We start from the raw sequence: 22006 nt of genomic DNA on the forward strand, positions 1-22006 counted from the left end.
TCTGGGCCCGGCGGCGTTTTTCGTTCAGGAGATTTTCGATGCAATCAGCTAATAACGTGATGGTGCTCTATACCGGCGGCACCATTGGCATGCAGGCCAGCGCCAATGGCCTGGCACCCGCGTCTGGTTTTGAAGTACGCATGCGTGAACAGTTCGCCGACGCAGACCTGCCCGCGTGGCGCTTCCGGGAAATGTCACCACTGATCGACAGCGCCAACATGAACCCCGCCTACTGGCAACGCCTGCGCAGCGCCGTGGTCGAGGCGGTAGACGCCGGCTGCGATGCCGTACTGATCCTGCACGGCACCGACACCCTGGCCTACAGCGCAGCGGCCATGAGCTTCCAGCTGCTGGGCCTGCCGGCGCCGGTAGTGTTCACTGGTTCGATGCTGCCGGCCGGTGTGCCCGACAGCGATGCCTGGGAAAACGTCAGCGGTGCGTTGACGGCCTTGGGCGAAGGCCTGAAGCCGGGTGTGCACCTGTACTTCCATGGCGCGCTGATGGCGCCGACCCGTTGCGCGAAGATTCGCAGTTTTGGGCGTAATCCATTCGCAGCCTTGCAACGCCAGGATGACTTCGCCCGTGCCGAAACCCTGCCAGCAGCGCTGGCCTATCGTCAGCCCAAAGCCTTGGCGAACGTCGGCGTACTGCCGCTGATACCCGGTTTCGACGCTGCACAGCTGGACGCAATTATCGACAGCGGCATTCAGGGCTTGGTGCTGGAGTGCTTCGGCAGCGGCACCGGGCCGAGCGATAACCCGAAATTCCTCGCCAGCTTGCAGCGTGCGCAGGATCAAGGTGTGGTGGTGGTCGCCATTACTCAATGCCATGAAGGCGGTGTAGAGCTGGATGTCTACGAGGCCGGCAGCCGCTTGCGCGGCGTCGGTGTGTTGTCCGGCGGTGGGATGACCCGCGAAGCCGCGTTCGGCAAGCTGCATGCCTTGCTGGGTGCCGGCCTTGACGTCGACGAAGTGCGGCGCCTGGTGGAACTGGACTTGCTCATCGAGTCCAGTTGAACCCGGCCATCCTTGCTACATAAGCACCACCAGCCCTGACCTGCGCCTTTCTAGCATGGGAACCCCGAGCATCCGCCTCGGGTTGTTCCCATCCACCGGCAAAACAGGGCTGCACAATGACCGCTTCAGGCTCCACCTCGCAGGACGATAGTCACCAGGACAAACTGATCGCCCTGCTGCTCAACGTTGTACCGTCTTACACCGAGACTGCCCGAACACTGCTGCACCAGTCCTTGCAAGACCAGTATCCAGATCTCCATATCGACCCGGACAATACGCTGATGGGCACCCCTACCTGGGCGCTTATTGATGACCAGATCGTTGCCGGCCAAACCCTCTATGAACCTCTGAGCACCTTGTTGGCCAGGCAGGCCGTCACCGGGATGCCGACCGTGTGCATAGAGGGTGAACATTTTCTGACCCGAGAGCCGCTAGTAGAGCCGGCCGTCCACCTGCCAATACGCATGGTAGAAATCGCCAACACGATCAACCTCCTGACAAAAGTCATTCCCCGCGCCTACGAGGAGCAGTTAGTCGGTTTTTGGAACGAGAGCAACGGCAACGGCCCTCGCTGGCACACACTCTCCAGCACCTTGCGCGATATCTGGAACGTCCAGCATGTCGAGGGCTGGAGCGAAGAGGATTGCGCCTTGGCCCGCAGCCTTTTCCATGCGCCGGACCGCGCGGTTCGCCAGCTCAACGATCGTTTCAAGAGCCACGCCTACCTGATAGACGTCGACCTGATCAGGGGCACGAAAACCGAGCACACGGACCTGGTATTCAACGCAGTGCTCGTCGGGACATCGGGCGAGCAGACCCTGATCCTCAGCTACTCAATGGACAACGGCTACGAAAAATTCACCTCCATGGAGCAGTTGGGAGCATCCTTGTCGATTCAACTGGCGGGAGTGGAGGCCTATGACCGCCTGGAGTGGCGCCTCTATGAACCGGATGACAATTATTTCGATCACCTGGCCTTCAAACTGATTGCCCTGCAGCTTCAAGGCAGCCGGGACATGATCGCGGCCCAAGGCACGCCTGCCGCGCCGATCAATACAGTCGCGGACAGTATGGCGCAGTCTGATGCCATTGGGCCCGGCCTGGACTGGTACCAGACGGCGCTGCCGGACTGGCTGGCCGGCGCCTCCAGCACTGACCAGACGCTCTATTCAAGGCACCTCAAGAACCTCGCCGCGTTGCACAGCCTGAACGCAGGCAAGACTTATCAGGACGATATCCCTGCCATCGGGCAGTACGCGCTGGACCGCTTGAAAGCCGAGATCGACAAAGACCACCCTCAAGCGCAACAACTGGCGCTGGATAAAGTAAGCGTGCAGGTCAGTAGCCCGGTGGTGTGGGGATCGTTCACCGTTCCTTTCCATACCGCCACCACGACCTTCAGCCTCGCCGAGCTGGCGCTGCAAAACCTGATCGCGCTGCCCATCGGAAATAAGTCCCTGCGCATGGATTCGCGCCAATCCCTCCCCACATGGCTGACTGTCGATTACATCGAGACACTCATTACCCGCATCGATATCGGTACCACCTACCCTGCCCTGATCCGCGGCAAACTGGTGGATGACGCGACCGAATCCACACGCCGCCGGGCCTTGTACATCCAACACCTGCGCATCCAGCTGCCGATGCTGGCGTTGCAGCACAAGATTCGACGGGAATTCGGAATCGACGAACGCGGGTACCGTTATGTCGCGGCCGTGATGCAACCCGAGAGCGCCGACCGTAGCGTCGACGGCCAGGCCATCGTCATGCGCCGCTTGAGCTTCAACCCCAAGCGCCGCACCGACAACGGTCACGATGTGGTGACTAACATGTATGTGATCGGCCCACAGCGTATCGAAGCCGGCCCCTGCCTGCTGTACCGCCCATTGTTCGAGCCGGTATTACTGCAATTTCCGTCACCGGCCAATCTGCTGTACGCCATCACTCAATCCACCGCCCTGCGCGATTCGGTCATCGCCTGGCTACCGGACTCGGTGCGCGGCGATTACACCAACTACGTGTTCCCCGGTTCGCTGCCTTCGCCATGGGCGGTAGCGGACTTCCTGGTGGAGCCTGACAAAATCTGGACCTATACCGGCCCGATGGCCCTTGGCGAAGACCTGCTCAATGGCGACATGTTCACCACGCTGTTTGACAGCAACGCCACCGCCCTGATTGAGCTGGCTGATCGCCAATCGGTATCGAATGCTGAAAGTCGCTGGGCCACGCTCAAGAAAGCCGGGTGGCTGATTTTCAATGCAGCCATGCCGTTCATGGGGCGCTTGGCAAACACCGGCGCATGGATCTGGCAGGTCGTCGACCAACTGCAAACCTTCGTCCAGGCCCAGGAGCGTGGCGACCAACCGGCAAAATGGTCGGCCCTGACCGATGTGCTGCTCAACCTGGGCATGGCGCTCGCCTTACATGCGGCTCAACGCAACCGCGCTCGCTCCGAGCCTGCCAAGCTTGAGCCCCAGGCACCCTTGCCCACACCACCCGGCCCCGCCGAGACCACCCTGCACCTGATCGTGGAGCAGCTGCCTGAGCTGGAGTCCCACGCACCGCCTCCCGGCCATGCCGGCCTGTTGAACACCACCGGCGCGATCAAACGGACAACAGCCAGCCAGGCAGCGGCGCTGGACAGCTACAAAGTCGATAAACCCACCGACCTGCAAGGTCCGATTACCGAAGAGGGGGCTTACCAACACCTCTATCGACACGGGCAGCACTATTACGCATCTGTAGGCCAACGCTGGTTCAAAGTGACAGTAGTCGGTGAAAGGACTGTGGTGATCATCCACCCTGAACAGTCGGCCAGCACTGGGCTGGTATTGGTCCACAATGCCAGAGGCGAGTGGTTCGTCGAGCGACGGGCGCGTCTGGGCGGGACCAGCACCGCAACCCTGACAAAGGAGGCCAAAGACCTGGCGAAGACCAAATCGATCGAACTGCGCGAAAAACTGGTGACGTTCGAAAAGACCAAAAAAGACGCTCAGCGCGAGTTGCAATACGCCCGAACGCAGATGAGCGAGGCACCCAGCACCTCCGCACAGGCCAAACGCCAGGCGTACCTGGAGAAACTCAGCCACCAGAGTTCAAGTTACGAAGAGGCGCGGCAACAACTGATGACCCTGAATATCTTCAGCCCGGTCACTGATTTCCAGCAAAAAGCGCTCGGCTATTTGAAAGCTCAATTGGAGCTCAACCAGGCCGCCATCACCGAGGAACAAACCACCTTCGCGCCCAAACTCAAAAAAGTCCTGGAGCAACTTGAAGCTCATGCGTCCTCACCCCAGGCAAGCCACATCGCTGACTTCCAGCAACTGGCCGAGATGAACCGGCAAATGATTGAGCGGCTGGAGTACGCGCAATTACGCTTTACCGAATCCACGCATTTGGGCCGAGCCGGTGTCGAGCTGACCCGCAGCATCAAGATGCAACTGCCTGGCTACACCAGCGACGATCTCAAAGCACTGCAGGTAACGATGGCGCGCAACTTATGCCTCAAGCCGCAATCCCTTACCACCGAACCCGGCGCCTGGAAGATGCTTGTCGAGACCGTCGACTATGCCGACATCGCCGTGCAAACCCTTCGCGATACGCTGGAGCAGCGTAGCGAGTCTCGCCTGGACGAACGTGTTCAAACGATGAGCAGCCTGGTCGAGCAATTCAAGTTCATCGATGAGCGCTTGCAGGATGTTGCTCAGGAGTTTCCCGAGCAAACACTTTCCGAACCACTCGCCCGCCTGCGCGAATCGCTACGTGATTTCGCCCGCCGCGCCAGCGCTCAATTGGCGCCGCTGCATGTGGAACTGGAACAACTTCGGGCTCGCCCACTGGGACCGCCTACGCCGCGAAGGCCAGTGAAGCAGTTCATCCGTACGCGCTTCAACGGCACCCTGATCGGTGAGCCGCGCCTCACCACGGCGGGGCTTGAAACCGGCCTGGTGGATATCCGCTCCCCCCTGACGGGTAAAGTTATCGCCACCTTTCACGAGAAGCCCAAAGGCGTTTGGGTCCAGCATGTCGACCCGGACACGCCGCAGCCCTCTCGCCCCGCAGTCACTGTCGATACCCGCGTGAGCCAGGCTCAGACACTGCTGGACGGGCTATCGGATTTTCAAGCGCGCGTGACCGAGCAATCGAACGATACCTCGCGCACGCCCATCGGCGTCGAATACGTACTGCACCAGCATGCCAAGTTACTGGAGCAAGCCGTCGATGACATCGACGAAGCCTTGACCCGAATCAATGCGACGGAAAGCACGGAGCATCCCGCGGTCGCCATGCGCAAAAAACTCGAAGATGCCGCGACAACCCTGTACGAACAGGCCAATCAGCATTTACGCAAGATGATCCCGCAACAGGCACCGACCATCGAGGGCGTGGAATGGCTCAAGAACCATGACCTGATCAAAATCAAAAGAACCGTGAAACGGCGCAGGCTAAAAGGCAGCACCAAGGATTACCTGGACGAGTACACCCTGACCGACACGACCACCAAGGTGGTGCTCTGGTATGCCCATTTCCATTACCCGACGCCGGAATCCTCGTTCGGGCGGTTTCTTTCGGCGCGTCTCAAAACGCCAAAAGAGCGCGACCTGGGCAGCGCCGCAGACGATGTAAATGGACTCACCACCGAACAGCGAATCGCCTTCTATCGCAGTGGCATCAGCCTGGCGCAAGCGCAGCAATGGTTTTTCCCCGACAATCTCGATTGATCGGCCGCCCGGTACGGCACATAACTTGCTCCAGCCTGACAAACCCAGGCTGGACTCCATCATGCTGCACTCACACCTGACCACCCTCAATGCTGTCTCACTGATACTGGAGACGTTCAAGCCCGACGGCATCCCCAGCCAAAGCCTGCTGGCCGGCAGTGGCATCGCCAGTGCCGACCTGAGCCGCGCCGACACCCGCATTACCACCCATCAGGAAATGCGCGTATGCGCCAACGCCGTGGCATTACGCCGGGACATCGGCCTGGAACTGGGCCGGCGCATGCATGTGTCGTCCTACGGCATGCTCGGTTATGCGCTGCTCACCAGTGCCACCTTCGGTGACGCTTTGCGCCTGGCCCTGCGCTACCCGGCGCTGTTGGGAACACTTTTTGAACTGAGCCTGGAAGAGGACGACCAGCGTGTCTGGTTCCGCGCCAGTGACTATCGCGAAGATCCAGCGCTGCGTACGTTCAATGTCGAGTTCTGTCTGCTCTCGCTGAAAGTCATCTGCGAGGACCTGCTCGGCCAGCCCCTTCCACTGCTCGGAGCACGCTTTGAATACTCTGCGCCCGACTATCGAACACGCTATGCCGAACGGTTTGCCTGCCCGCTGCAATTTGGCGCCGCCACTAATGCCTTTGCCTTCGACCGTGACTGGCTCGATCAACCCCTGCCGCTGGCCGACGCCGTCACCCACTGCGCCATGGTGGAGCGCTGCCGCCGGCAGAATGCCGAATTCACCGGTCGCCAGGCCTGGCTGGGGCGCGTGCGCCTGTTGCTGGCCGCACAATTGAGTGCTGCTCCGGGCCTGGAGGGACTGGCAGGACAAATGAACTGTTCGGCACGTACTCTGCGCCGACATCTACACACCCTGGGATGCAGCTATCAGGAGCTGCTCGATGAGCTGCGCTTTGAACGTGCCAAGCAGTTACTGGGGGAGGATGAACTGCCGATCTACCGCATCGCCGAGCAACTGGGCTTCAGCGAGACCGCGAGCTTCAGGCACGCGTTCGTGCGCTGGAGCGGTGTGGCGCCGAGCCAGTTCAGGCCTTAGCAAGGGGCGAATAGCGGACACAGACATTGGCCATATCGATCCCCTTTTGGCCGCTCCTGCCGTTCTCCAAAACCCGGCGTCTGGCAACACTGCAAGACATACCCAGAGCCTTCGGAGAACAACAATATGCTGACGATCTACTCGGACGATCACCACCTGCACCATGGCCGGTGTGAACTGATGGACGGGCAACTGATGCCCTGCTTCGAAATGCCCTCGCGTGCCGATCACGTGCTGCAACGGGTCAAGGACCGTGAACTGGGCCCCGTGCAGGCCCCTCAGGACTTCGGCCTGGCGCCGCTGCAACGTATTCACAGCCGCGACTATCTCGACTTCTTCAAAGGCGCCTGGCAACGCTGGACCGAGTATGGCCAGGACGGCGACCTGTTGCCCTACACCTGGCCCGCTCGTACGTTGCGCCGTGTGCTTCCCACCAGCCTGCACGGCCAATTGGGCTATTACAGTTTCGATGGTGGCGCGCCGATCACCGCCGGCACCTGGCAAGCGGCCTACAGCGCGGCGCAAGTGGCCCTTACCGCGCAGGCCGCCATCGCGCAAGGCGCCAACAGTGCCTTCGCCCTGTGCCGCCCGCCGGGGCATCACGCCGCCAGCGATTTGATGGGCGGTTATTGCTACCTCAACAACGCGGCCATCGCAGCCCAGGCATTCCTTGATCAAGGCTGCAAAAAGGTCGCGATCCTCGACGTGGACTACCACCACGGTAACGGCACGCAGTCGATTTTTTATGCGCGCAGCGACGTGCTGTTCACCTCGATTCACGGCCATCCGGAGGCAGAATTTCCGTTCTTCCTCGGTTATGCCGATGAGCACGGCGAAGGCGAAGGCGCGGGTTTCAATTTCAACTATCCGTTGCCGGCCGGGTCCGGCTGGCAGGCCTGGAGCGCGGCGCTGGAACAGGCCTGCGCCGAGATCGAGCGCTACGCCGCCGACGTCATCGTGGTGTCGTTGGGCGTGGACACGTTCAAGGACGACCCTATCTCGCAGTTCAAGCTCGACAGCCCGGACTACCTGGCCATGGGCGCGCGCATTGCCCGCCTGGGCAAGCCCACGCTGTTCGTGATGGAAGGCGGCTACGCGGTGGAGGAAATCGGCATCAACGCCGTCAACGTGCTGGAAGGTTTCGAGGAAGCAGCCCAATGAACATACTCAAGTCGCTCGCCCTGTGCGCCGTGGTTGTCAGCGGCGTAGCCCAGGCCGAAGAAAAAACCCTGAAGGTCTACAACTGGTTCGACTACATCACGCCCAAGGCGCTGGAAGACTTCAAGGCCCAGCACCCGTCGATCAAGCTGGTGTACGACATCTTCGACACCAACGAAGCCCTGGAAGCCAAACTGCTCACCGGCAACTCCGGCTATGACGTGGTGGTACCCTCCAACGTGTTCCTGGCCAAGCAGATCGAAGCCGGTGTGTTCCAGCCCCTGGACCGCAGCCAGTTGCCGAACTGGAACCATCTTGACCCCAAACTGATGAAGCTGATCGAGGCCAACGACCCCGGCAATCAATACGCCGTGCCCTACATGTACGGCACCATCCTGATCGGCTTCAACCCAGCCAAGGTCAAGGCGGCCCTGGGCGACAACGCCCCCGTGGACAGCTGGGACCTGATCTTCAAGGAAGAGAACATCAGCAAGCTCAAGCAATGCGGCGTCGCGCTGCTGGACTCGCCCTCGGAGATCCTGCCCCTGGCGTTGCAGCACTTGGGCCTGGACCCCAACAGCAGCAACCCCAAGGACTACGACAAGGCCGAAGCGCTGTTGATGAAGATCCGCCCGTACATCACCTACTTTCACTCTTCCAAATACATGGCGGACATCGCCAATGGCGATATCTGCGTGGCGGTGGGCTACTCCGGCAGTTTTTCCCAGGCCGCCAACCGCGCCAAGGAAGCCAAGAATGGCGTGACCGTGGACATGCGCTTGCCCAAGGAAGGCGCGCCGATCTGGTTCGACATGCTCGCCATTCCCAAGGGCGCTAAAAATCCGGGCGACGCCTACACCTTCATCAACTATTTGTTGCAACCCGACGTCATCGCACCGGTCAGCGATTTTGTCGGTTATCCCAACCCGAACAAGGACGCTACCGAGCGGGTCGACCCGGCCATACGCAACAACCCCAACCTGTACCCGACCGACACGGCCATGACCACGCTCTACACCCTCAAACCCCTGGACAGCAAAGCCGAACGCGCCAGGACAAGGGCCTGGACCAAGATTAAGTCCGGGAGGTGAAGCGCTGTACTGGCGTACGTGCATTTAACAGCAGGCCTATGTAAGCACCGCCTACCTGTCTGGCCGAGCCCTAGCATGGAAATTCCGAACCTATACCTCGGGCTATCTCCATCAACCGGTCAGACAGGGAAGCCACTCTATGACCTCACCCGCTGCAAATAACCACACGAACGCCAAACGGCTGGATGAGCGCTCAGCGCTGTTCACCCAACTCTATGTCGGCCCTTCATTCAGGGAGACCGCATCGGCTCTGTTGCGCCAGTCACTTCGGGAACAGTACCCGACGCTGGATATCAACCCGGACATCGCCATGGTCGGCACGCCGACCTGGCGACTGATTGACGACGAGATTGTCGCGGGGCCCACGGAATATCAGGCACTCAGCGACATCCTCGCTCAACAGGCAGTTCTGTCAGTGCCGACCCTGTACATCGAGGGCGAACACTTTCTCACCCAGCAACCGATCGTCGAGCCGACGGTTCACTTGCCCGTGCGTATCTGTGAAATCGCCAAAACCCTCAACCTGCTGGCTCCTGTCATGCTGCGGGCCTTCCAGCAACAGTTGGTCGCCTACTGGAATCAAACCAACGGCAGCGGCCCCCATTGGCACGAGTTGTCGAGCATGTTGCGGGCAGTCTGGAATGTCGAGACCGCAGACGACTGGAGCGCCACCGAGTGCGCCATGGCGCGCACCCTGTTCACCCACCCCGATAAAGCCGACAGGAAGGGCAAAGACCCTTACAACCTCAAGGCCTGCCTGATCGATATCGACCGCGTCGACGCTGACCACGTGACGCACCAGAATGAAGTGGTGATCGCGGTACTGCTCGGCGAACATGAAGGGCAGCGTTCGATCCTCATGTATTCACTGCTCAAGGGCTATGAAAAATTTTCTTCGCTGGAGCACCTGGGCAATTCATTGTCGTTGCACCTGCCAGCCTCTGCTTCGAACCAGGAAATTCATTGGCGGCTGTTCGAGCCTGATGGCGACTTTTTTGATCATCAGGCCTGCGCAATGGTGTCCGTGCTGGTCGAGGCCGTGGGTGCAATCGACTTCTCGGACCTGCGCCAGACCCATAACGCCGATGTCGTCCTCGGCACGCCGCCAGCCATCGCCCCGCTTGCCCCTGAAAAGGGCCCAGGGCTTGCCTGGTATCAGAACCAGTTGCCCGACTGGCTGACGAAGGCGTCCGTCGCCGACCAGAACTTCTTTGCCCGGCACTTGAAGGACCTCGCCGCCCTGCACAACCAGAATGCCGGCCGCTCTTACCTCGACGACGTTCCCTCCATCGAGGCTTACGCGTTGAAGGTGATCAAGGCGCAAATGATCAAGGATCATCCTGCCAGCGCCAACGTTCCCTTGGATAAAATCCGCCTGACGGTGAAAAGCCCGGTCATCTGGGGCACCTTCGTGGTGCCGGGTCAGTTCGAAACCACCTCTTTGAGCGTGGTAGAACTGGCCTTGCAAAACCTGATTGCGCTGCCGACCGGCAATCGATCTGTCGAGATCGATAAGGGGTTCAGCCTGCCTGGATGGATGACCTCAGGCTATTTTGTAGACTTGGTCACCGATGCCGATATCGGCAGTGCCTATCCCGCGTTGATCAAACAAAAACTGCTGGACGACCCGCAAGAGTCATTACGCCGTAAAACCCTCTATAGCCAGCACCTGCGTATCCAACTGCCTATGCAGGCCTTGCAAGCCAAGATTCGCCAGCAAGAAGGCATTGACGAGCGAGGCTACCGCTATGTGGCGGCGGTGTTACAAGACGAGGCCACTGACCGCCAGGTTGACGGGCAAACCATTGTGCTCAGGCCATTGGCGTTTCGGCCCCTGCGGCGCGCGGAAGCGACATTGGACACCGTTGCCAACATGTACGTGATCGGCCCCGAGGACCTGACGGCCGGCCCATGCCTGTTGTATCGACCGATGTTCACACCACCCCTGATGCAGTTCCCAACCCCGGCCAATCTGATCTATGGGATTTCGCAATCGAGCACCCTGCGCGAGTCGGTACTGGCCTGGCTACCGGATGCGGTGCGTAACGACTACGCCAATTACGTATTCCCCGGCGCACTGCCTACGCCTTGGCAGGTGGCCGATTACCTGATCGAGCCTGACAAACTATGGACCATGAGCGGCCCCATGGCGCTGGGTGAACAAGTGCTTAACGGCGACCGATTTTCCACTCTGTTCAAAGCCAACGCCAATGCCTTGATCGAACTGTCGGATCGGCAATCGGTTTCCAATGCCGAAAACCGTTGGGCCACGTTCAAGCAAGCCGGCTGGCTGATATTCAACGCCGTGCTGCCCTTTCTCGGTCGTACCGTGGGCACGGCGGTGTGGATCTGGCAGGTGGTCGATCAACTGCAGAACTTTATCGAGGCCCAGGAGCACGGTGAGCAGCAAGCCGAGTGGTCGGCGCTCACCGATGTCCTGCTCAACCTTGGCATGGCCATCACCCTGCATGTCGCCAGCCGCAGCCACCGTCCAGGCTACCCACGCAAGGCCCAGCCAACCCTGCCGCAGCCGACAAGCGCCACGGACGTCACCGTCAAACAACAGCCGTCCCTGACCCAGGCGTTGGCGTCCAAACACTCACCTCACTTGCACATCAGTGGCGCAGTCAAGCGCGCCCCTGGCGAACTTGCCACCCTGCTCGACAGCTTCAAAATCAATAAGCCCGACGGCCTGGGCCCCGCTGAAAGCGCGGCAGGCCAGCACCAGCACCTATTCCGGCATGCACAGCGCTACTACGCCCCCGTGGGGGAGCGCTGGTTTGAGGTGAACACCGATGACGATGAAACAGTGGTCATCATCGACCCCAAACAACCGGAGCGCACGGGCCCGACGTTGATTCACAACGCCCAGGGCCAATGGTTCATCGACACGCGTTTGCGTCTGCGCGGCGGCGGCCCGAAAAAACAACAGCAAAGGTCCAAATCCGAAGCGGACGTCAAGGCAGTGGAAGCCCAGCGGCGATTGTCAGAATTTGAGCGAAACAAGAGCGCCACGCAATTGGAGATACAGGCAGCCCGCGCTGAGATGGAGGATACCGAGGCCAGCACTTCGGCCGATGCCCGCCGTGAGATCTACCTGCAAAAGCTCGAGGCCCAGCGAAATAACTACGAAACGGCGCTGCAACAACTCAAGGTCTTGAATGTGTTTGCCCCGACTGCCAATTATCAAGAGCAAGTCGTGCGCTACGTCGGCGCCCAGTTGGACCTGACGGAAACCGGTATACGCGAAGCTCAAGTCGCGTTCACGCCGAAGCTTAAAACCGTGCTGGACCAGATTGAGCGCCAGGCCAGCCATCCCGACGAGCGTCATATCGAGGACGCCCAAACCTTGACCGAGATGAGCCAGGACATGATCGAACGCCTGAACTACACAGAGTCGCGGTTCGCTCAGCTTAGAACGATGGGGCGATCCGGCTTCAAGGCTATCTGCCAACACCGCAAAAGCTTGCCGATTTACACAGCCCGCGACCTCAGGTTCCTGCAAGTGACCCTGGCGCGCAATCTGTGCGTGGACGAAAACAGCATGACCACGGCTCCGGATGCCTGGAACGCCATCGACCGTATTGTCGACAGCGCCAATCTGTCGATTCAGACCTTGCGTGAAACCCTGTTCGAACGCAGCGAGTCGCGTCTGGACGAACGCATCGAAACCGTGGGCAGCCTGGTCGAACAGTTCAATGTCCTCGATGAACGCTTGCAGGACTTTCCAGCGGAATTTACCAACGTTGCACTGACCACCCCCCTTACGCGCCTGCGTGAAAAAATCCGCAGCTTCTACAACGAAACCGTTGGCCACCTGGAGCTGCTGCACAGTGACCGGGACGCCATCAGAAACCGGCCAACTCCGCCGCCGACCCCGCCTAAAGCCAGGAAAAAAGTCATTTATACGCGTTACAACGGTGTGCTGGTCGGTGACCCACGCCTGTCAGCAACAGGCGAGGAAACCGGTCTGGTAGATATCAGATCTCCACTGACTCAGGACATCATGGCGACCTTCCACGAAAAGCCCGCAGGCGTCTGGGTGCAGCGCGTAACGCCCGCCGAAACACAACCCAGTGTTGTCGTGGACGTTGCCACCCGCATCAAACAGGCACAGGACCTGTTGGACGCACTGGAGACTTTCAAGCAGCGGACCGCCGAACAAGCGGCCAAGCCGGAGCGCACGGCCATCGGCATAGAAACGTTGTTTCACCAGCACGCATTGGTGCTGGAACAGGCGTCTTCGAATATTAAAGAGGCCCTCACCCAAGGCAACGCAACCGAGAGCCACAAGGACTCGGCTGCGCTTGTGGACAGAAAGCTCAACGAGGCGGCCCAAGCCCTCTACAAGGAGGCTTCACGCTACAAGTCGTTGTTGTTCAAAAAGCATCCACCCACCGTGCATGCCCTGGAATGGCTGCTGAAAAACCAAGAGGTCGTCATCAAGAAAACCGTCACGCGGCGTCGGCTCAAAGGCCCGGAGAAGGACTATCTGGACGAGTACACCATCCACAACCGCGAAGACCATAGCGTGCTGTGGTATGCCCACTTTCATTACTCAACCGACTGGGTGCCCGCCAAGGCATTCCTGCGCGCGCGCCTGAAAACCCCGCAGGAGCACGCCCGTGGCGCGGAGTCCGACACCCTCAACGGCCTTGGCGAGAAGCAGAAAACCGCGGTGTATCTCAGTGAAATCAATCTAGACCAGGCCCGGCGGTTGTTTTTCACGGTGAAATGACTCGCCCCCCTGAGGCGGGGGCGTTCGCGCCCTCGACTCATGACCGCAGCCAGCCGCAGCGCGACGTATCTACCACCCCTGCGGTAACGTCGCTCGCTACCTTGCGCGTTCCTTAAAGCCCGTACGGGCCATTGAATGCAAAGGAGCTGCGCATGCCCAATGACACTGTCAACAATCACCGTCCACCTACTACCTATGAACTGCTGACCCAGTTAACCAGTGGCCCCACTATCCGCGAAGTGGCCGCAACGGCATTGCGCTCAGCCATCAAGGCGCTATATCCCACGCTGGATATCGAACCCGACCTGGCCATGGTCGTCAGCCCTCAATGGGTGGTGGTCGGCAACGACGTCGTGCGTGCGCCGGCCACTGTCGAATCGCTCACCTCAGTGCTGGCCCGCCAGGCACTGTCCAGCGAGAGAGTGACCTATATCGACGGCCAACATTTCCTCACCTTGCAGCCGTACGCTCTGATTCCTGTGCATCTGGCAGTGAAAATCGATGCCATCGCACGCCTGATCAACGAGCTATCCGACCTGCTGTTCACTGCATTCCAGGAACAGCAACTGGACTTCTGGAACGCGTCCAATGGCACCACCGGTCCGCGCTGGCAATCCTTATCCAGCACACTGAGGAAGGTGTGGAACATCACCGAAGAGCAAGGCCTGAGTGAGCACGAAAGCGCGATGGCACGTGCATTTTTCCAGGAACCCGACCTGGCCAGACGCTCGCTGAAAGACCCTTACAAGACCCACGCGTACCTGGTCGACGTGGACATTCTTGAAGCCGGCCGGTCCACCCATGCCAGCTTCCTGGATATCACCGTATTGGTGGGCGAGCACGCCAATCGCCCGATGATCCTGACGCACTCGTTGGTGAGCGGGTATGAAACGTTCGAGTCACTGGCACAATTGGGTGCCGCGCTGCCTGCGCGAATGAGTGCGCCCGCCAGGGACGCCACCTTGCAATGGCGCTTGTATGAACCCGACGGCAACTTCTTCGATACGCTGGCCTGCAATCTGATCTCGTTGCAAATCTACGCCATAGGCAGTTATGGCGAATCCGGCCTGGGTAACCTGGCCGAAGCAAAGGTGCCCGCGACCACGGTTGCCCGCATCGTGCCCAGTATCGAAGAAATGAGCGATCACCAGCTGTCGAATATCCGCGATATTCACCGACAACTTCCAGACTGGCTGGCTTCGGCAACGGACTCCGATATCGCCGCCTACGGCCGCTATATGATCAACCTGGCCCAACTGCACAGCCATTATCACGGCGAAACGTTTCAGGACGGCATTCCAGCCATTCGTGACTACGCCCGGACACAGCTGCAAAACCTTATCCGCTCCCCCCAAGCGGGGGCGCGCCTGAACCTGGATAACATCGAAATCGTTATCGAGAGCCCAGTGCTGTGGGGCACGTTTATCGTCCCCGGAGCCGTGGACACCACACGACGCAGCCTGATCGAACTGGCCTTGGAAAACCTCACCGGCCTGCCCACCGGCAACGTGACAGTGCACTACAACGGCAGGGGCGGTGACGTGCCCGCATGGCTGACCTACAGCTACCTGAAAGACGTGATCGAGGACATCGACATCGGTCAGCGCTACCCCGCGCTGGTCAAACAGCAACTGCTCGATGACCCCACCCAGTCGAGTCACCGCCAACAGCTCTACATCCGCCACCTGCAGATTCAACTGCCGTTGCTGGCCTTGCAGATGAAAATCCGCAGCCAGGGCGGCTTCGATGAGCTGGGTTATCGCTACGTCGCCGCCGTCATGCATCCCGATGAACATGCGCGCCGTGTAGACGGGCACCCCATTGTCATCCGCCGCCTGGCCTTCGTGCCCAGTCTGCGCCCCGGGCCTGAGCAAGACGTGGTCACCAATATGTTCGTGATTGGCCCGAAGCATTCCGGCAACGGTCCCTGCGTACTCTATCGGCCATTGCTGGAGCCGGCCCTGATGCAATTTGCGTCGCGGCAAAACCTGCTCTATGCCATCAAACATGAGCGCTCCTTGCGCGAGTCGGTATTGGCCTGGCTACCTGAACCGCAAAGATTCAACTACGCCCAATACGTTTTCCCCGACACCCTTCCTTCGCCCTGGACCGTGGTGCGCGCACTGGTCGAACCGCTCACCGTGCTGTACATGAGTGGCCCGGTGACGTTGAGCGATGAAGAAATGGGCAATGACATCTTTGCCACGCTGTTCAAGGCCAACGCCAATGCCATGGTCGAGTTGGCGACACGCCAGTCGGTGTCCAACGTGCAGAAACGCTGGGCGACCTTTCGACAGGCCGGCTGGCAAATTTTCAACGCCGCCCTGCCCTTCCTGGGCCGCACCCTTGGCATCGCCGCTTGGGTCTGGCAAATCATGGACGACCTGCAGGCCGCTGAGGAGGCCGTGAACAAGAGTGACCAGCCCGCCTCCTGGACAGCGTTGGTGGATGTCTTCCTCAACCTCGGCATGGCCCTAACGCTGCACATCGCCCTGCGCCACCCTCGAGCGTCCAAGCGATCCGCTCCCCCCAGGGTCGGCACTGAACCCACGAAAACGACGATTGAAACGGTAGGCAGGCCGTCCGTTACCGAGAAGACATTTACTTCAGTCCAACAGGCCACTATTTCCGACAGCCAACTTTCAGCCAAGCATCAAGGCCCCGTGCACACTCGCGGAGCCCTCAGTCACAGCCGCCTCGGACTGGCCAAGACGCTCGACAGCTTCAAGGTCGCCAAGCCCGAAAAACTCGGTGAACAAAATAAAAAACCCGGTCACCATCTCAATCTCTATCCGCTTGCAGATAAGTGGTACGCACCGGTCAGCGAGCGTTGGTTCGAGGTCACGGTGGATGACAACGACAGCGTCGTCATCATCGACCCGAAGGAACCTTCGCGTACCGGCCCACCGCTGATCGGCAACCTCGCGGGGCAATGGTTTGTCGATGTCCGTTTGCGGCTACGCGGCGGCGGTCTTCGAAACCGGCGGCGTGCGGTCAAGATCGATCAGCCGGCGCGCATTGCCGCACTTATGACTCAACTCAACGCCTTCGACGCGGTCGCCGCCCGCCAACAGCTGGACGTGCTTGAGGCAAAGCCTGCGCTGGACGCTGCCCCTGGCCCATCCACGGACCTTCGGCGTACAACGTTCATCGGTAAAGTCGACAGCCGGCTGGCGGCGTATGACGAAGCGATCAGCCAACTGAAGTCCTTGAGCATCATCGACACGGTGCCCACCTACCAGAGCACTATGAGCGGTTACCTGAAACAGCAATTGCAACTGACTCAGATCGCTTTGGAGCAACAAGTGGTGAGTTATAGGGAGGCCCTGAAGTCGTCGTCCCCAATCCTCGACGCCGAGGTGGACATCGACTATAAAAACCAGGCTCGCAGCGCCCAAGACCTGTCCACCCTGAACCAGGCAATCATCAAGCGCCTGCAGTTCATCAACGACCGTTTCAACGATCTCAGAGCATTGGGAGATGAGGGTGCAGCCGTCATTCGTAAAACCATCGGGGAGTTGCCACAGCTGACCCTCACTGAACTCAAATCCCTGGAGATCATCCTGGGCCGCTACTTGTGTATCGATGAAGAGCAACGCCAGATCCCCGCCACGCTGCGCGAGCGGATGGGCCAGATCGTCGATAGCGCCGAACTGAACGTCGAGAGTTTCAATGAGATTGTGGAACGCGGTAATGGCGCATCGCTGGATGAGCGCATCGATGTACTCAACAGCCTGGTAGAGCAATTTTCCAGTGCCGACCAGCGCCTGCTCGATCTTCACGCCGATTACCCACAACACTTGCACAAAAGCCGCCTGGAAAGTTTCCGCCAACAGATTGGCGAGTTCAGCCAACGGGCCGTGCACGACCTGGCGCAAATGCTGCGAACGAAGAAAGCCCTGGAGCCCAAGCCCGGCAGCTCGAAGACCGAGCCCCGCCCGCGGCGCAAAGTAATCAAAACACGCCATCACGGCTTGGTAATGGGCGAACCGCGTGAAACCGACAGTTCCCTGGTAGACGTCAGGGCCGGCATGACCGGCAAGGTGATCGCCACATTCCATGAAAAGTCGCCAGGGGTGTGGGTCACACGGCACAAAACTGCGCTGCACCCACCCGTGCCTGTTTCGGTGGACCTGGACACCAGCATCAACGCTGGGCAAACGCTATTGGAGGGCGAACACGCCGAAATTCGCAAATACAAGGGTTTCTCAACAAAGCCCTGGCATGCTCCGCAAGACATTCAAGATATGTTCGATGACTATGCGAAGACGCTGGAAGACGCGTCAAAGAACATCGAAGAAGCGCTGACCCAGCGCAATCTCACAGAAAGCGAACATACCTCCGCTGCTGTGACCAATCGTCATCTCAAAGACGCGGCACAACGTTTCTATCGGCAGGGCAAAGAAACCTACATCGACATGATCAAGCGCCAGCCCCCAACCGCGGAACGGGTGAACTGGCTGCACAGCCAGGGGCTGATCACCATCGTCAAGGTCATCACTCGGCGTGCCCTCAAGGGGCCCAGAAAGGACTTTCTGGACGAGTACGAGATTCGCGATAACGAGAATGGCACGGCGCTGTGGTACGCGCACTTTCACTATGAAACCAAGAACGCTGCATTGGAGAATTTCACCAAGGATCATCTCAAGACCCGCGAACAACATCGGCTCGGCGGCGCCCACCAACGTACCGGGCCCAGTGACTGGGACATCATAGAAATCCACCGCCGCAGTATCGGTGAGCAACTGGCCAAGTCGCTGTTCTTCAACAACTGATCGGCTACGCCTTCCACGCTTGACGCAAACGCGCCAGCGCCTGCGCAATGGCCGCCTCCGGCACGGCGGCAAACCCCATCACCAGGCCAGCATGCTGGTCCGGTGGCGGGCGTGTGCCAGCCAGCCAATAGCTGCTCAAACCATTGATCTCGACATCCACTGCACGGGCCTGAGCGAGCAACGCCTGCTCCCGGGCCAGGCTGTCCACCCGCACCGTGATGTGCAAACCCGCCGCGGCATTTGGCAACGCGCCGACCCCGGGCAACCCGGTGGGCCATCCGGCCAACAACGCATTGCGCCGGCTGAGCGCGGCGCGACGCATCCGACGAATGTGGCGCTGGAAGTGCCCCGCCGCCATGAACTCGGCCATCACCGCCTGGGTGCTGACTTCGGAGTGACGCACGTCCACGGCGCGGCGCCGGGTGAAGGCTTGCACCAGGCTTGGTGGCAACACAAGGTAACCCAGGCGCAACGCCGGGAACGCCACCTTGCCGAAGGTGCCCACATACAGCACGCGGCCACTGCGATCCAGCGCGGCCAACGGTGACAGCGGCGCGCCGCTGTAGCGGTACTCGCCGTCGTAATCGTCTTCCACGATCCAACCGCCTGAACGTTCGGCCCAGGCCAGCAATTCCAAGCGTCGAGCCAGACTCATCACAACGCCCAGCGGGTACTGATGGGAAGGCGTGACATACGCCACGCGGCAATCATTGAGGGTACTGAGCACCTGGCAATCCATGCCCTCGCCGTCGACCGGCACGCCATGCAGTCTCCCGCCGGCCAAAGCGAATGCATGGCCGGCCGCGCGATAGCCAGGGTTTTCCACCGCCACGCCATCCCCAGGCTCCACCAGCAACTGTGCACAAAGACTAATGGCCTGCTGTGCGCCGCTGGTGATCACAATTTGTTCAGCCGTGCATTGCATGCCGCGCGAGCTGCGCAGGTAGGCGGCGATCAAACCGCGCAGGCGACCGTCACCGGCCGGGTCGCCATAGCACAGCTGTTCCAAGTCGGGTTTGCGCCAGAACGCCCCATTCAGCTTGGCCCATACCTCAAACGGGAACAGATCGAAGGCGGGTACGCCCACGCGAAATGCCCGGGGCGGTCCCAACGGCGGCTGAGGCAGATGATGGTCTTTTACCCGTGCCAAACCGGCGCTGTGGATAACTTCGTCATCTAAATCCTCGGGCAAATTCGCCCATTTTGTGGATAAGCCTGGGGATAAACCTGTTGACAACCCTGTGGATACTTTTGTGGATAGTTTTTCGGCCATCGGCAATTGGGCAACATAGGTGCCATCACCGACCCGGCTTTCGATAAACCCCTCCGCGTACAGCTGATCGTAGGCGCGCACCACACTGTTGCGGGAAATCGACAAGGCCGCCGCCAGATCACGGGTAGCGGGCAGCCGCGTGCCACTGACCAATCGCCCATCCAATACCCGCTGGCGCAGGGCCTCATACAGCTGGCGCGTGAGGCCCTGGCGGCGGTCCAGCTCGATACCGGCGGGGTTGAAGGACAACGGTGGCGAAACAGGCGGCATATTGGACCTATGAAAATAGCGCTAGATGGCTCTTACAACGAACCAATAGCCTGCCTAGGATGCAGGCATTCGCCAAGGAAAATCTCCATGTACACACCCCGCGCCTTTGCTCTCGATGACTTGCCCGAAATCCAGCAACTGATCCAGCACACCCGTCTGGCGCAGTTGGTAACCGTGGGTGAAAAAGGCCTGCAAGCCAGCCACTTGCCCTTGCTGCTCAACCCCGATGAAGGGCCCAATGGCACGCTGTACGGTCACTTGGCCAAAGCCAACCCGCAATGGCGCGAGCTGCAAAATGGCGGTGAAGCGCTGGTGATCTTCGCCGGTGCCGACGCCTATATCAGCCCGGCGTTTTACCCCGCCAAGGCCGAGCACGGCAAAGTGGTCCCGACCTGGAACTACATCGCCGTGCACGCCTATGGCACGCCTGCGGTATTCAGCGACGCCGAGCGCTTGCTCAAGGTGGTCACCGCCCTCACCGACCGCCATGAAAGCAGCCGCGCCCAACCCTGGCGTGTCAGCGACGCACCGGCGGACTACATTGACGGCATGCTCAAGGCCATCGTCGGCTTTGCCTTGCCGATCGAGCGCCTGGTGGGCAAACGCAAGCTCAGCCAGAACCGCAGCGCCGCCGACATGGCCGGTGTGCGTGACGGCCTGGCCGCCAGTGCCGATGTACGTGACCAGACCCTCGCCCGCTTTATTCCCCAAGGAGTTTCAGAATGAGCTTGATCGACATTCGCCAAGTTACAGCCGCCGACCAAGCCGCTTGGCTGCCGCTATGGCAGGCCTACTTGGCGTTCTACAACACCGAACTGCCGGACACCGTCAGCCAAAGCACCTGGCAACGCCTGATCGACGCCAGCGAGCCGACCCATTCGGCACTGGCCTGGCAGGACGGCAAGGCGGTGGGCATGGTCAACTTCATCTACCATCGCTCCAACTGGAGCATCGAGAACTCCTGCTACCTGCAGGATTTGCTGGTGGACCCGACCCAACGTGGCACGGGCGTAGGTCGCAAGCTGATCGAATTCGTCTACGCCACCGCCAAGGCCGATGGCTGCTGCAAAGTGCACTGGTTGACCCATGAGACCAACGCCACCGCGATCCAACTCTACGAGCGCATCGCCGAACGCCCAGGCTTCATCCAATTTCGCAAAGGTCTTTAAGGAGCACAGCATGATCACTTCCCTCGCTGATTGGAAAGGCGTCCCGGCCCCCACGGTTCAACTGCTTGAAGGGCGCTTTATCCGCCTGGAAAAACTCGACCCGGCGCGCCATGGCGATGACCTGTTCAACGCCCTGCAAGGCCCCGGCGCCGATCCCAAGCTATGGGACTATTTGCCCTACGGCCCCTTCCCTGAACGCAGCGCATTCGATGCCTGGCTGAATAATCACGCGGCCCATGACGACCCGTATTTCTTCAGCGTGATCGACCGCGCCAGCGGCCAGGTCCAGGGCATCCTCAGCCTGATGTCGATCGTGCCCGAACAAGGCCGCATCGAGATCGGACACGTCACCTTCGGTGCTTCGATGCAACGCTCGCCCAAAAGCACCGAGGCGGTCTACCTGTTGGCCAAGTACGCCTTCGAGCAGGGCAATCGCCGCCTGGAATGGAAGTGCAACAACGCCAACGCTCGCTCCAAGTACGCGGCCGAGCGCCTGGGCTTCAGTTTTGAAGGCGTATTCCGCCAGCACACGGTGGTCAAGGGCAGGAACCGGGATACTGCGTGGTATTCGATCCTGGATTCGGAATGGCCGAAGGTCGGTGCCGGGTTTGAGGCGTGGTTGTCGGAGGCGAACCAGAGTGATTCGGGCCAGTTGAAGACACTCACAGAGTGTCGGGGTTAAGGCTCACATGGGTGGGAGCTGGCTTGCCTGCGATACAGACACCTCGGTGTATCAGGCAA

11 protein-coding genes are annotated in these 22006 nt (G+C 60.1%); 10 read left to right on the plus strand and 1 reads right to left on the minus strand.

All coding sequences use genetic code 11. The features are described from left to right. Positions 1 to 38: 38 nt before the first annotated feature. The 7 genes from AC07S6_RS09930 (at position 39) to AC07S6_RS09960 (ending at position 18553) form a co-directional block, all read left to right on the plus strand. Positions 39 to 1016, plus strand: coding sequence for an asparaginase (locus AC07S6_RS09930; protein WP_495112221.1), 978 nt, complete (start codon positions 39 to 41; stop codon positions 1014 to 1016). A 116-nt stretch (positions 1017 to 1132) separates the two neighbouring features. Then, positions 1133 to 5737, plus strand: a complete 4605-nt coding sequence (locus tag AC07S6_RS09935; protein ID WP_495112222.1) for a hypothetical protein — start codon at positions 1133 to 1135, stop codon at positions 5735 to 5737. Between the two features lie 61 nt (positions 5738 to 5798). Then, positions 5799 to 6791 carry an AraC family transcriptional regulator gene (locus AC07S6_RS09940; RefSeq protein ID WP_495112223.1) on the plus strand — a complete coding sequence of 331 codons (993 nt, stop codon included), beginning with the start codon at positions 5799 to 5801 and terminating at the stop codon, positions 6789 to 6791. A 126-nt stretch (positions 6792 to 6917) separates the two neighbouring features. Further along, positions 6918 to 7952 carry a histone deacetylase family protein gene (locus AC07S6_RS09945; protein WP_495112224.1) on the plus strand — a complete coding sequence of 345 codons (1035 nt, stop codon included), beginning with the start codon at positions 6918 to 6920 and terminating at the stop codon, positions 7950 to 7952. Beyond that, the gene (locus AC07S6_RS09950; protein WP_495112225.1) at positions 7949 to 9040 is read left to right on the plus strand and encodes a polyamine ABC transporter substrate-binding protein; all 1092 of its coding nucleotides are present in this window, start codon (positions 7949 to 7951) and stop codon (positions 9038 to 9040) included. Before AC07S6_RS09945 ends, AC07S6_RS09950 begins: the two co-directional genes overlap by 4 nt. 139 nt (positions 9041 to 9179) lie before the next feature. Next, complete coding sequence (locus tag AC07S6_RS09955) at positions 9180 to 13778, plus strand: dermonecrotic toxin domain-containing protein (RefSeq protein WP_495112226.1); 4599 nt, start codon at positions 9180 to 9182, stop codon at positions 13776 to 13778. 152 nt (positions 13779 to 13930) lie between these two features. After that, positions 13931 to 18553, plus strand: a complete 4623-nt coding sequence (locus tag AC07S6_RS09960; RefSeq protein ID WP_495112227.1) for a dermonecrotic toxin domain-containing protein — start codon at positions 13931 to 13933, stop codon at positions 18551 to 18553. Positions 18554 to 18557: 4 nt separating this feature from the next. Here AC07S6_RS09960 and pdxR read toward each other — a convergent pair whose 3' ends face one another. Then, on the minus strand, positions 18558 to 20096 hold the full coding sequence (gene pdxR, locus AC07S6_RS09965; RefSeq protein WP_073452526.1) for a MocR-like pyridoxine biosynthesis transcription factor PdxR: 1539 nt from the start codon (positions 20094 to 20096) through the stop codon (positions 18558 to 18560). 87 nt (positions 20097 to 20183) lie between these two features. Here pdxR and AC07S6_RS09970 point away from each other — a divergent pair, with 87 nt between their 5' ends. Genes AC07S6_RS09970 through AC07S6_RS09980 form a run of 3 tightly spaced genes read left to right on the plus strand, consistent with a single transcriptional unit; the run spans position 20184 to position 21947 of the window. Beyond that, positions 20184 to 20822, plus strand: a complete 639-nt coding sequence (locus AC07S6_RS09970; RefSeq protein ID WP_495112228.1) for an FMN-binding negative transcriptional regulator — start codon at positions 20184 to 20186, stop codon at positions 20820 to 20822. After that, the gene (locus AC07S6_RS09975; protein ID WP_197880286.1) at positions 20819 to 21265 is read left to right on the plus strand and encodes a GNAT family N-acetyltransferase; all 447 of its coding nucleotides are present in this window, start codon (positions 20819 to 20821) and stop codon (positions 21263 to 21265) included. Before AC07S6_RS09970 ends, AC07S6_RS09975 begins: the two co-directional genes overlap by 4 nt. 10 nt (positions 21266 to 21275) lie before the next feature. Then, complete coding sequence (locus AC07S6_RS09980) at positions 21276 to 21947, plus strand: GNAT family N-acetyltransferase (protein WP_495112229.1); 672 nt, start codon at positions 21276 to 21278, stop codon at positions 21945 to 21947. The last annotated feature ends 59 nt before the right edge of the window (positions 21948 to 22006 follow it).

This window comes from Pseudomonas sp. GW821-FHT07B01 (genome assembly GCF_059419065.1).

Excerpts from the sequence above, each read along its gene's own strand:
- AC07S6_RS09930 (WP_495112221.1), top strand. The coding sequence starts at position 39 with ATGCAATCAGCTAATAACGTGATGGTGCTCTATACCGGCGGCACCATT.
- AC07S6_RS09935 (WP_495112222.1), top strand. The coding sequence starts at position 1,133 with ATGACCGCTTCAGGCTCCACCTCGCAGGACGATAGTCACCAGGACAAA.
- AC07S6_RS09940 (WP_495112223.1), top strand. The coding sequence starts at position 5,799 with ATGCTGCACTCACACCTGACCACCCTCAATGCTGTCTCACTGATACTG.
- AC07S6_RS09945 (WP_495112224.1), top strand. The coding sequence starts at position 6,918 with ATGCTGACGATCTACTCGGACGATCACCACCTGCACCATGGCCGGTGT.
- AC07S6_RS09950 (WP_495112225.1), top strand. The coding sequence starts at position 7,949 with ATGAACATACTCAAGTCGCTCGCCCTGTGCGCCGTGGTTGTCAGCGGC.
- AC07S6_RS09955 (WP_495112226.1), top strand. The coding sequence starts at position 9,180 with ATGACCTCACCCGCTGCAAATAACCACACGAACGCCAAACGGCTGGAT.
- AC07S6_RS09960 (WP_495112227.1), top strand. The coding sequence starts at position 13,931 with ATGCCCAATGACACTGTCAACAATCACCGTCCACCTACTACCTATGAA.
- pdxR (WP_073452526.1), bottom strand. The coding sequence starts at position 20,096 with ATGCCGCCTGTTTCGCCACCGTTGTCCTTCAACCCCGCCGGTATCGAG.
- AC07S6_RS09970 (WP_495112228.1), top strand. The coding sequence starts at position 20,184 with ATGTACACACCCCGCGCCTTTGCTCTCGATGACTTGCCCGAAATCCAG.
- AC07S6_RS09975 (WP_197880286.1), top strand. The coding sequence starts at position 20,819 with ATGAGCTTGATCGACATTCGCCAAGTTACAGCCGCCGACCAAGCCGCT.
- AC07S6_RS09980 (WP_495112229.1), top strand. The coding sequence starts at position 21,276 with ATGATCACTTCCCTCGCTGATTGGAAAGGCGTCCCGGCCCCCACGGTT.